Origin of the sequence: Nocardia wallacei, from assembly GCF_029868745.1 — a bacterium.
Taxonomy (GTDB): Bacteria; Actinomycetota; Actinomycetes; order Mycobacteriales; family Mycobacteriaceae; genus Nocardia; species Nocardia wallacei_B.
This window is the reverse complement of the sequence record NZ_JARWOP010000115.1, coordinates 50,532-61,577: the sequence shown is the minus strand read 5'-3', so window position 1 is coordinate 61,577 and position 11,046 is coordinate 50,532. Positions and strand designations below refer to the sequence as shown.

The following is an 11,046-nucleotide window of genomic DNA, read 5'->3' as shown; positions in this document are numbered from 1 at the left end:
CAAGCCCTGCCCGCCGCCCGCTGCTACCTCCCCAGCTGACCATTATCCAGGAAATCCGTCACACCGCGGCCAAGAACTCGATCTTCGGCGCGCCGGCGAGCAGCGGTGCGAGCCGCTGCCCGGCGGCGCGGAAGTGCTCGGACTTGCCGTGCTGTTCGAGGGCGGCCTCGTCGTCGTACAGCTCGAAGATCCGATACGAGTTCGGGTCCTGCTTGGACCGCACCAGCCGGTACGCCCGGTTACCCGGCTCGTTCCGCTCGATCTGGACGACGAGATCGGCCACGACGGATTCCAGTTCGACGCCCTTCCCGTCCTGCACGGTCAACTCGGCGATGACAGCGATCATGCGTATTCCTTTCGCGTATGAACCGACCATTCGGCTCCGTACTCCGCTCCACAGCTTAAGCCGCCCGGCCGGAACCGCTGTCCCTCGCCGACGGCGTGGCCGACCCGGAACCGCCTGCTCCCACCGGCGGCGGCACCGCGTTGACAGACGCCGGGGACACGGCTGCAATGGCCCGAACCGCACCGGTCACCAGCGTGCCGACGCGGCGCGGGCGAGGCAGACGATCAGGAGCACCATCGATGTATGACGGCGCTCCCGTACTGCGGCGCCGGGCATTGCTCGGCCTGACCGCCGCGCTGGCACTCCCCGGCTGCGGCGCCCGGGGCGACATCGAGTCCGTCCGGCTCGGCTCCGGCCGCGCCGGTGGGCTGTTCCACGAGTTCGCGCACCTGCTGGCCGACGCCGGGGCCCGCGACAGCACGGTGCGCATCGAGCCGATCGTCACCGACGGGTCGCTGGCGAATCTCGACCTGCTCGCCCGCGGCGAGATCGACGCCGCGCTGTCGCTGGCGGACACGGTGGCCGCCACGGGCACCCGCGCGCGGGCGATCGGGCGGCTCTACGAAACCTACATCCAGCTGGCGGTGACCTCCGACAGCCCGATCCGGCGGGTCGGCGAGCTGCGCGGCGCGCGAATCGACCTGGGCGTCAGAGGATCCGGCGGATCCAGCACCGCGGAGCGGATGCTGCGCGCGGCAGGCCTCGACCCCGCCCACGATGTGGTGAGCGGCAACCATGAGCTGTCCGACGCGGTGGCCCTGCTGCACACCGGCGTGGTGGACGCGATCGTCTGGGGCGGCGGCATACCGACGCCGGGACCCGACATCCCGGCGCGGGCCCGGCTGATCGATCTCGGCGAGATGGTCCCCGCCCTGCGGCAGCGGTTCGGCTACGACTACGACCGGGTCGCGATACCCGCCGACGCCTACCCGGGCAGCCCCGGACTCGCCACGATCGGCGTGCCGAATCTGCTCCTCGCCGGGTCCGGACTCCCCGACGCGACGGTAGCGAGCATCACCAGGCTCCTCGTGCACAGCGCCGACGGGCTGATGCCCGTGCAGGCCTTGGGATTCCACTTCCTGAACCGCCGCTGGCTGGTCGGCACCGGCAGCGTTCCGCTGCATCCCGCGGCCGCCGCGCAGTACCGCGACGAGCACGGCTGACCACGCTCAGTCGCCGCCGGGCGGCAGCCGCACCGACGCCCGCAGCCCGTGCGGCCGCACCGCCGACACCGTCAGCGTGCCGCGATAACGCTGCGCCAAGGCCGCCGCGATCGGCAGCCCGAGTCCGGTCCCGCCCGCGGCGGCGGCCGCACCACGGTAGAAGCGGGTGGTCAGCTTGTCGAGTTCGTCCGGCGCGACACCGACGCCGTCATCGGTCACCGAGACGACCACGCCGTCCCCCGTTTCCCGCAGCGACACCTCCACCCGCGCTCCCGCGCCCGCGTATCGGCACGAATTGCTCAGCAGCACATCGAGAATCTGCACCAGGGCATCCTCGGGAACGGCGACCTCCACCTCGCGGGACGGCAGGACCAGCGCGACCGTCTGTCCCGCCTCGTGGCAGGCGGGCTGCCACGAATCGACCCTGTCGTCGATGATCCGCACCGCGTCGCAGCGGCTCGGAAAGTCCGAATCGGTATGTTCCGCACCGAATCCCGCGGGCGTCTCCGCCACGGCCAGCCGTAACAGTCCGTCCAGCACCGCCTTCAGCCGCTCCACCTGAGCGACGGCCCGCCGGAACGACTGCGCGGCCTGGTCGGGAATCGAGCGGCCGAGTTGATCCAGCCGAATAGTCAATGCCGCCAACGGGTTTCGGATGGCATGGGCAGTGTCGGCCACCAGCTGCCGCTGCGCGTCCACCGCCTCACCCACCGCCTGCGCCATCGCCTCGAAGGACCCGGCCAGATCCCGCACCTCCGGCGGTCCGCCGTAATGCCGAGTGATCGCCGTGGGTTCGGGGGGTGCGGTCGGGCGCGGCAGGGTCTGGGCCAGCGTGGTCACCGATCGCGACAGCCGTGCCAGCGGCCGCAGCACCCAGCGGGTGACCACCAGCGCCAGCCCGGTGCACAGCAGCAGCGCGGTCCAGGTCCCGAGCGAGATCAGCACCCAGCGGTCGAGGATGTCGTGCTTGGCCCGCACCGTGGAGGCCTCGATGAGCACGGCCCCGCCGACCTGCATCCCGGCCCCGATCGGATGCGTGATCTGCATCGTGTCGGAATCCCAGGGCCGCAGCCGATGTGGCGGCGCGACCGCGTGCCGATTGCTGCGAACCGCCGCCAGCAGTGCGATATTGCGCGCGTCCGCGGTGTCCACGCCGGTATTGGCGAACTCGCCGCCGCGGGCGTCGACGACGAGTACGCGATCGGAATAGAGGTCGCGATAGCGCCGCATCTCGGTGTCCAGGGTGGACCGGTCCCCGGTGGCCATGGCGTGCACGGCCAGGTCGGCGAACCACTCGGCGTCCACGTATCGGTCGAACCACAACTGCTGGGTCCTGGCCGTGGAACTCGTCGCGGCCAAGGGGGCGGCGAAACCGGTCACCGCGAACGTAGCGAAACACAACAGGATCACCAGCAGCTGTCGGCGCACGTTCCCACTCTCGCGTCACCGGCCCCAGCGGTAGCCGAACCCGCGGACCGTGGTGATCAGGCCCGGTCTGCCGAGCTTGCCGCGCAGGGTGGAGATGTGCACGTCCAGCGACCGCGACACCGCGGCGAAGGCGTCGCCCCACACCCGGTCCATCAGCACCTCGCGGCTCACCGCCGATCCCGGGCGCTCCACCAGCGCCTCGACCAGGTCGAATTCCTTCTGGGTCAACGTGATCGGCACTCCGCCCGCCACCACCTCGCGCGCCGCCAGGTCCACGCGCACGTCGCCCGAGACGACCACCGACGACTCCGGGCCCGACGCCACCGCGACGCGCCGGGAGACCAGTTCGATGCGGGCGATCAGCTCACCCACGCGCGGCGGTTTGACCAGATAGTCGTCGGCGCCGCCGCGCAGGCCGCGCACGATCGTGCGCTCGTCGTCGCGAGCGGTGAGGATCACCACCGGGATCGCCGACACCTCGCGCAGCTGCCGCAGCACCTGCAGTCCGTCGCAATCGGGCAGCCCGAGGTCGAGGATGACGACGTCGTAATGGCGATGTCCGACAAGCAGATCGAGGCCGCGGGTCTTGCGCTCGGCGTGGTAGCCGTGCTCGGTGAGCACCTCCACGAGGGCGTCCCCGACATCCTCGTCGTCCTCGACGATCAGCAGACGCACCCGCCGATCCGCACCCGCCTCGCGGGCCCGGCTCTCAGTCGGCATGCGCACGGCCCGTCGCGGCGGCACGAGTTGCCGTGTGCCCGCGCCGATCCCGATCACGCCGGTGCCGCGCACCCCGCCGGGCCGGCCATTCCCCCGTCGGCCAGCACAGCGCCCCGATCACGATCAGGACTTCTACGGCGATGACCGCCCAAGCCACTATCTGAAACACCGGTCATTCTCCTAGCTCGATACCCACCCGGCGCCGACCGGTCGCAAGCGACAGCCCGGCGCGACCCGTACAGCCTAGAGACCGCTTGTTCCGGATTCGAGGAGCGGACGCGATACTTTCGGCACCGAACCCGACATCCCGCACCGGCCCGCGGTGACCGAGGACACCACCTCAAAGGACTGTAAAAACCCCAACACCGAATTCGCCCAACGCCTTTCGCGTGTTTCAATGGCGTCGCGTGTGCCGCGGCGGAGTCGGCACACGGCCCGCCGTTCGAGGCGCGGCGGCCGAGAATCGGCCGCTGTCATCACCGATCCTTAGGACCGAAAATATGACCGACCCCCATCAGCCCTACCCCGGCATGCCACCCGGCGGGTGGCAGCCGCAACAGCCGTACGGCGCGCCGCCGCCACCCGGCCCCGGCATGCCGCCACCCTACGGTGCGCCGCCGCAGCAGCCCTACGGCCCGCCGCCGGGCCACGGTCAGCCACCGCCGTACGGGCAGTATCCCTACCCGCCGCAAGGCGGCGGCAAGAGCCCGCTGCCCTGGATCCTCGGCGGTGCGGGCATTCTGGTGCTCGTCCTCGTGGTCGGCGGGTTCTTCCTGTTCTCCGGCGGCGGCGGACTGCCGGGGACATCCAGCAGCCCGCGCGACGTCGCACAGCAGTTCGTGGACGGCGCGAGCGAGGGCAAGGACAACAGCGCCCTGATCTGCAAGGCGGACAAAGCGAAGATCGACAGCGCGGGGAAGACGACGGTCACGCCGTCCAAGAGCCCGAAGGTCGAGGTGAAGACGACGCTGAAGAGCGTCGACGTGCCCGACGGCGCCGACAAGGGCACCTTCACCGTGGAGTCGCAGGTGAAGATCGGCACCAAACCCACCACCCATGCCCTGACCTACGATCTGGTCAAAGAGGGCGGCGAGTGGAAGGTCTGCGGTTTGCTGAAGGGCCTGAACGGGCCGGGGCTGTAACACCCGTCCGGCGGCGGTCGCCGCGTCAGGTGACCGGCTGGATCCGATCGCCGTCGACGGCGCCCTCCGCCGCCCCGAGCACCTCGGGGTCGACCACGTTCAGCAATTGCGCGTCGGTCCGGGAACGGATCCAGGTCGCCGCGATGTCGTAGCCGCTGTCGAACAATTCCTCCGCCGATCGCCCCGGTGTCCTGAGCGCCGCACCGTAGGGCTGCTGCGCGAAAACGGTCGCGTCGCGCAGGGCCGCGTCGTGAAAAGGCCGCGGCCGGTTGCGAATTGCCCGCAGCGACGGGTGCAGTACGGGAAAGAGCAGCCCGCCGCGGCTGTTGTACGGCTGCGGCCCGTAGAGGTCGAGCACCAGCGCGCGATGGGGCGCGAAGATGTCGCGCGGAACGCGGTGGTGGCAGCCGCCGTCGAAGATGTTCTCGAGGCCCGCGGCGGCGGGCAGCGCACCCGGGATTCGCGTCGCGGCCACGAGCGCGTCGGCGACCGGGAGGTCCGACACGCCGAGCTTCGGCAGGTCCCGCGGCAACACCAGGGTGCCGTATTCAGCCGAGTAGACCGGAATAATCAGCGCCGACGCCGCCTCGTGCCCCGGTGCGGTCGGCTCGAGAGCGAAGTCCGCGAAGGTGCGATCGCCGACCACGGCATAGGCGAGTTCGCGAATTCGAGCGTCGGGATACAGCACACGGCGCGCCAGAAAAGCGCGAAAACTTCTCGCCCCCAGGACGTCGGATTCCGGATAGGCGATCGCGATCTGCCGTGTCCGCTCTCGCGTCATTCCGAGCGCTGTCCCCGCCGCCGCGATCGCGCCGCCGCTGACACCGGCGACAATCGGCTGGAACGGGACAGCACCCGGCATGCCGCTCCCGGCCCGCCGGTCGGCGAGCGCATCCACGGCCCCGCTCGCCATCCCCACCATCATGCTGAGACTCCGACCGGCCACCCCGGCGAGAATGCGCACCACAGGCTGCTGCGTCAACGCCGACCCTCTCCGCGGGCCGAGCCGCTGAATTACCGAACAATGTCCGCGCAGATCCGGACTCGTGCCCCGATCCGCGCACAGAAAGCTAGCATCGGCCATTCGAAGCCGCAGACCGGAATCGGCAACTTTACAGTCTCTTGAGACTGGCTGCCGCAGCCCTCGGCGGATTATCGAATTCGCATTCGCGGTAATTCCGCGACGAACCCTCAGGCCGGGCACAGCGCTCGGCACCCGAACCGGAGCGAATTCGTTTCACTGCGGGACACCGGTCTGGCGCGGTCGTACCATGACCGGATGCACGAACCTCTCCCCTGCCGCCGGGCGACCGGGCATGCTCGGATCCGCGGCTGTTGCGGCGCTACGGAGTCCGTGGGCTCCGACGCGCTCGATGAGCCGGGAGCGAACGGGTCGTGAGGCACGATGCCGGGGAGCGCCGATTCGGGCGCTACCGGCTGGATCGGTTACTCGGTAGTGGGGGCACCGGGCTGGTGTGGCTGGCGCACGACACGCTCGAGCAGCGCGAGGTCGCACTGAAGGTGCTCGCGGCCGCCCCGGTCGACGTCTCGCACCGGCAGCGTTTCACCCGGGAGGCCCGTCTGATCTCGCAGCTGCGCAGCCCGTACCTGCCGCGGGTCCATGCGTTCGGCGAGATCGACAATCGCCTCTACCTCGCCATGGATTATCTCCCCGGCAGCACCCTGGCCACGCTGCTGAGCGTCGGGCCCCTGCCGCCGGCGACCGCGGCGGCCATCGTCGCCCAGATCGCGAACGCGCTGGAGACCGCCCATCGCGCGGGCGTGACCCACCGGGACGTGAAGCCCTCCAACATCATCGTCGATGCCGGCGGCACCGCCCACCTGATCGACTTCGGCACCGCCTACCGCGCCGACCAACCGGCCCTCACCCTCGACGGCAATGTCGTCGGCACGCTCGGCTACCTGGCGCCCGAACGGTTCGACGGCCGCGCGGACGCCCGCTCGGACCAGTATTCCCTGGCCTGCGTGCTCTACGAATGCCTCACCGGCCGAAAGACTTTCGGCGACGCCGACGCCGCCGGACAGGTACGGGCGCACCTGACCCAGGAGCCGCCGCCCGCCTCCACGATCAACCCTGTCCTGCCCACCGCGATCGATGCGATCCTCGCCCGCGCCCTGGCCAAGGACCCGCGGCGACGCTGGCCTTCGGCCGGCGCGTTCGCCGACGCCGCGCACATCGCGATCACCGGCCGAGACGCCCCGACCGTCGACAGCGCCGTCGCCACCAACCCCGCCATACCGGCTCGGGTGCGGCGCACACCGGGATACAGCGCGATCGCGCTGCTCGCACCGTTGACCGAACCACTCGTCGCGGTCACGGCGCTGGCGTTACTCGCCGCGGCGATCGGTGCGGCCCTGTGGTTCGGCCGACCGGGAACGCTCGGGACCGACACCGCTCCCGAGCGCATACCGGGGCCGGAGAGCGGGACGGCGCAGACGACCGCTCCCGAGCCTCCGCTGGTGTTCGATTCCGCGCGGCCGCACGCCGAAATCGGCCGGCCGCTCCCGGCCACCGGCCCGTTCTGTCCCGAGGGCGGCGGCTGCCCGCCCGCGTTTCCCGAACCGGCGGAGAGTATTCCGGAGCCGTCTCTTTCGACACCACACGGCAACGGCAACGGCAACGGCAACGGCAAGTCGGATCACGGTAATCGCGGGCAGGGCAACGGCAAAGCCGGAAAACCCGAGAAGTAGTACAGCGTGGCCACTGTCATCGGTCACCACCGTGCAGGACCGGGTCGTGGACGTCCAGGTACGCGTCGCGATCGTGGTACGACCCGGCGAGCGCGTCGCCATAGGCGACGAGCCTGCCGTGCAGCGCGCGGCGGACCTCGTATCGTTCCTGTAGTAACAACTCCAGTTGCTGTGCGTCGGTCGCCGTCACCAAAATGTCGGCGAGCACGGTGGCGTCCTCCAAGGTGTAGCTCATTCCCTGACCGGTCATGGGATGCGGCGAAAATGCCGAACTCCCCAGCAGGACAACGTTTTCCCGATGATACGGCTTACTGGTGTAAACCGATATCGGGACCCGCGCGAAGTGGTCGGTCCGCAGCAATGCCAGCGCGTCACCGCTTTTCGTGACGAAATCGGCGAGCCGCCCCGCCAGGTCGCCGCAGGGCGCGTCGAATACCAGCGTATCCTCCGCACCCGGAAACCCGAGGAACACTCTGGCTTTCCCGCTGTCGACCGGATAGAAGTACGCGAGCCGGCCGTTCGAACTGAAATAGAGCCGATTCCGCGACAGAATGCTGGCGGTGATGGGAATCGTTGCCATCCGCAGTACTTGTCCATGCCGGCTGACGTCCCGCAGGGATTCGACGAACGTGCTGAGCGCCGACATCGACCCGCCCGCATCGACGAATGCCCCTGCCCGGACGCGGGTCCCGTCGTCCAGAATGCCGCTGGACACCGGAAACTGCTCGCTGCACAGATCGGCCAGGCGGCACCCGAATCGGATATCGACATTCGGCAGTTCCGCGCACGCGTCGAGGATGACCGACACGATCCGGGCATAGGGCACGATGAGAAAATGGCCGAGCCGGGTGTGCTCGGCGAAGTCGTACGACAGCAGTAGCGACCCGTCGTGATAGAAGTCGATGACCACGCGTTCCAGCGCGCCCCGGTTCAGGATTTCGTCGAGCAGGCCGTGCTCGGCGAGCACGCGGATCCCGCGTGGCTTGAGGACCTCGGCGCCGCGGGAGGGCGGCCGGGATTTGGCCTCCAGCAGCAACACTCGCCGACCCTGGCGGCCCAGCAGCAAGGCGAGCAGCGCACCGCCGACGCCCGACCCGAGAATGACGCAATCGACACTTTCCGGCGATTTCGCGGTGGCGCTCATCGGCCGGCCACCAGGAATCGGCCCGGGGCAATGATTCCGGCCGGGTCATAGACCTGCTTCAGCGCGGTGAGCGGCCCGTCGCTGTAGGTGGCCGCCCGGTCCGCCAATTCCATTGGGGCGTGGTCGATGTCGGAGCGATACGGCGGAAACCCCGCGTCGATGCATCGCCTCCGGGCGGCGTCGCGCAGCGCGTGGGCCCGCGCGACCGCGGCGGGCTCGCGGCGGAACGGGATCTGGGCCACCAGGTTGGTGCTGTGGTGTGAGATCACATTGAACTCGAGCATGACGGCCGTGCCGTGCCGTTCCGCCTCGCTGGTGAACAGGCCGACCGCCTCGGTCATGGCCGCTCGTTCCAGCGGTACGGCCGGAAGGAGCATCAGCCAGCCGGTGCCGGCCGCATCGACCTGGGCGCACGCGCTGATTCCCAGCCGCCGCCGCAGATTCGCGCAGCACGGAATCCCGCGGGCGAACTGCGCCTGGGGGTACAGGGGATCCCCGGAGACGACGGACCCGGCGGCGACCGTGCGCAGCGTGGTGAGGCCGGGAGTGCGGGAAAGTGTTGCGCGAACAGTCTTTTCAGCGAGCCGCACCGATGAGCGGGAGCCGAGCACGGGCAGCTGGATGGTCACGTGGTCCGGGTCGGCCCCGTCCGGAACGGCCGCACCGGTGGGCACGACGAAGATCTCTTTCAACCGGAGCATGCCGTCGGTCGGGCGCAATGCCCGGCCGAGTTCGATCGTCGTGTCGATGGCGTCGCCCAGCGCGGCACCGGCAATCGTGGCGTGCACGACGGTCGCGGCTTCGGGTCGCGGAATCAGCGCGACCGCCATAGCGGTCACGACACCGAGATTGCTCTGCACGAACGCGCGCGTCAGGTCCGGTCCGGAGGGGCAGCCCGGGCGGCGGCCGTTGCGGTCGAGCCCGCCCGTCGTGATGATCTCGCCGGTGCCGAGGACGACCTCGAGACCGAGCAGGTCCTCGGATCGGGGGCGGATCGTGCCGTCGCCGCGTTCCAGGGTGTTTCCGACGATGCTCGCGTCCGCGCAACCCGCTGTCACGTTCAGCATCCATGGTGTGCCGTCGAGCAATTCGGCCAATCGGCGCTGGGTGACGCCCGGCTCGATGACCGCGTAGCCGCGTTCCACGTCGAGCGTCCGCACCGCCGACATTCGACGTAGATCCAGTATCGCGCAGCCGTCGCGCACCGGATTTCGCGAACCCATCCCCCAATTGCGGCCGGTACTCAACGGGTACAACGGAATTCCCGTGCGAGCCGCCGACACTATGTGCTGCCGGACCTCCTCGGTGCTCGCCGGGAAGTAGGTGTCGTGAATCCGGCGCGGCCGATGCCCACCGAGATCCGCCGATTGCGGGTCCTCGGTGAGCAACTGCCGAACGGTACTTTCGTCGGTCATGGAAACTCCAGGAAAGGGACCGCGCCGAGGGGCGACGATCCGTGAAATAAAAAGAGCGGTTCATCCCCGCAGGGGTATCCGCATGCCGGGCGCAGCTATCGAAGGCCTGGTAGGACAGCGTTCTCCCGGTCGTTCGTCCTCGAGTTACCAGATATGCCGGGAAGTGCCATCTTCTGAGATCCGTTCTCCAGGTCGTCAGTAGATTAAGTCAATCGACCTTGGAGTGGTAGGGGTCCCGACCAGATGACATGTCCATCTGCGTGAACAACCCGGCGGCCCCGACCTCAGTGGCGCCGGGCGTAGTCGGCGGCTGCCGCCCAGTCGATGAGCACGCAGGGCTCCTCGCCGACGGTCCAGGCGTCGTGCCCCGGCGGGCAGACCATGAAATCGCCGGCGCCGACCTCGCCTTCGGATCCGTCGTCCAGCACGATGTGCATCCGCCCGGAGACGCAGTATCCGACGTGGGCGGCCTCGCAACTGTCGGTGCCCGCGATCGGCTTGACGTGGGTGGACCAGCGCCAGCCCGGGAGGAAGGTGCCGCGGCCGACCGCGCCGGATGCCGCCGCGAGGACCTCGAGCCGGCCGCTGCCGGCCTCGAATCGCCGTGTCTCGTCAGGCGTGTCGAAACTCCGCACCTGGAGGCCGGGTGTCTCGTGGGGAGCCATGTCGTCCTCGCGGACCAGGTCCAGGTTGCGGAATACCGCCGGCCCGTCGCAGAGTGCGGCGAGCGATTCGGCGAACCCGGCCGTCTCGGGCATCGCGGAGTTCGCCATGGCCTGTTCGTAGGACGGGAATTCCACGATCTGCAGATACGTGTCGTCCTGATCGCGGTCCTTGGTCTCCATGCTGTGCGTCGCGGCCCGCTTACCCTGGGTTACCGCGAGCCACTGGTCGAGATTTCTGTTGAATTCGTCGAGTCGTGTGGTCTTGAACTCGATCGTCTGCACGAATTTCGTCATGTCCGGTCACCTCACCG

10 protein-coding genes are annotated in these 11,046 nt (G+C 69.3%); 3 read left to right on the top strand and 7 right to left on the bottom strand.

Annotated elements, in window-relative coordinates; all coding sequences use genetic code 11:
• Positions 1-58: 58 nt before the first annotated feature.
• Positions 59-346, bottom strand: coding sequence for a putative quinol monooxygenase (locus tag QH470_RS08860; protein ID WP_280271793.1), 288 nt, complete (start codon positions 344-346; stop codon positions 59-61).
• A 239-nt stretch (positions 347-585) separates the two neighbouring features.
• Between QH470_RS08860 and QH470_RS08855 the strand changes: the two genes are divergently transcribed.
• On the top strand, positions 586-1,509 hold the full coding sequence (locus QH470_RS08855) for a TAXI family TRAP transporter solute-binding subunit (RefSeq protein WP_280271792.1): 924 nt from the start codon (positions 586-588) through the stop codon (positions 1,507-1,509).
• A gap of 6 nt (positions 1,510-1,515) precedes the next feature.
• Here the strand turns inward: QH470_RS08855 and QH470_RS08850 are convergent, their stop codons facing one another.
• Together QH470_RS08850 and QH470_RS08845 are read right to left on the bottom strand one after the other, a co-directional pair.
• Positions 1,516-2,937, bottom strand: coding sequence for a sensor histidine kinase (locus QH470_RS08850; protein WP_280271791.1), 1,422 nt, complete (start codon positions 2,935-2,937; stop codon positions 1,516-1,518).
• Positions 2,938-2,952: 15 nt separating this feature from the next.
• Complete coding sequence (locus QH470_RS08845; RefSeq protein WP_280271795.1) at positions 2,953-3,612, bottom strand: response regulator transcription factor; 660 nt, start codon at positions 3,610-3,612, stop codon at positions 2,953-2,955.
• Positions 3,613-4,157: 545 nt separating this feature from the next.
• On the opposite strand from QH470_RS08845, the gene QH470_RS08840 reads away from it, so the two are divergent.
• Positions 4,158-4,799 carry an Rv0361 family membrane protein gene (locus QH470_RS08840; RefSeq protein WP_280271790.1) on the top strand — a complete coding sequence of 214 codons (642 nt, stop codon included), beginning with the start codon at positions 4,158-4,160 and terminating at the stop codon, positions 4,797-4,799.
• Between the two features lie 25 nt (positions 4,800-4,824).
• Here QH470_RS08840 and QH470_RS08835 read toward each other — a convergent pair whose 3' ends face one another.
• Positions 4,825-5,781, bottom strand: a complete 957-nt coding sequence (locus QH470_RS08835) for a patatin-like phospholipase family protein (protein ID WP_280271789.1) — start codon at positions 5,779-5,781, stop codon at positions 4,825-4,827.
• Positions 5,782-6,194: 413 nt separating this feature from the next.
• Between QH470_RS08835 and QH470_RS08830 the strand changes: the two genes are divergently transcribed.
• A complete protein-coding gene (locus QH470_RS08830; protein ID WP_280271788.1) occupies positions 6,195-7,511 on the top strand; it encodes a protein kinase domain-containing protein in 1,317 nt (438 codons plus the stop codon).
• Positions 7,512-7,527: 16 nt separating this feature from the next.
• Here the strand turns inward: QH470_RS08830 and QH470_RS08825 are convergent, their stop codons facing one another.
• The 3 genes from QH470_RS08825 to QH470_RS08815 all read right to left on the bottom strand — a co-directional run bounded on the left by QH470_RS08825 (position 7,528) and on the right by QH470_RS08815 (position 11,029).
• On the bottom strand, positions 7,528-8,655 hold the full coding sequence (locus QH470_RS08825; RefSeq protein WP_280271787.1) for an FAD-dependent monooxygenase: 1,128 nt from the start codon (positions 8,653-8,655) through the stop codon (positions 7,528-7,530).
• Entirely contained in the window at positions 8,652-10,070 is a 1,419-nt protein-coding gene (locus tag QH470_RS08820) for an FAD-binding oxidoreductase (RefSeq protein ID WP_280271786.1), read from the bottom strand. The genes QH470_RS08825 and QH470_RS08820 overlap by 4 nt, the downstream gene beginning before the upstream one ends.
• 284 nt (positions 10,071-10,354) lie before the next feature.
• Entirely contained in the window at positions 10,355-11,029 is a 675-nt protein-coding gene (locus QH470_RS08815; RefSeq protein ID WP_280271785.1) for a cupin domain-containing protein, read from the bottom strand.
• Between the last annotated feature and the right edge of the window lie 17 nt (positions 11,030-11,046).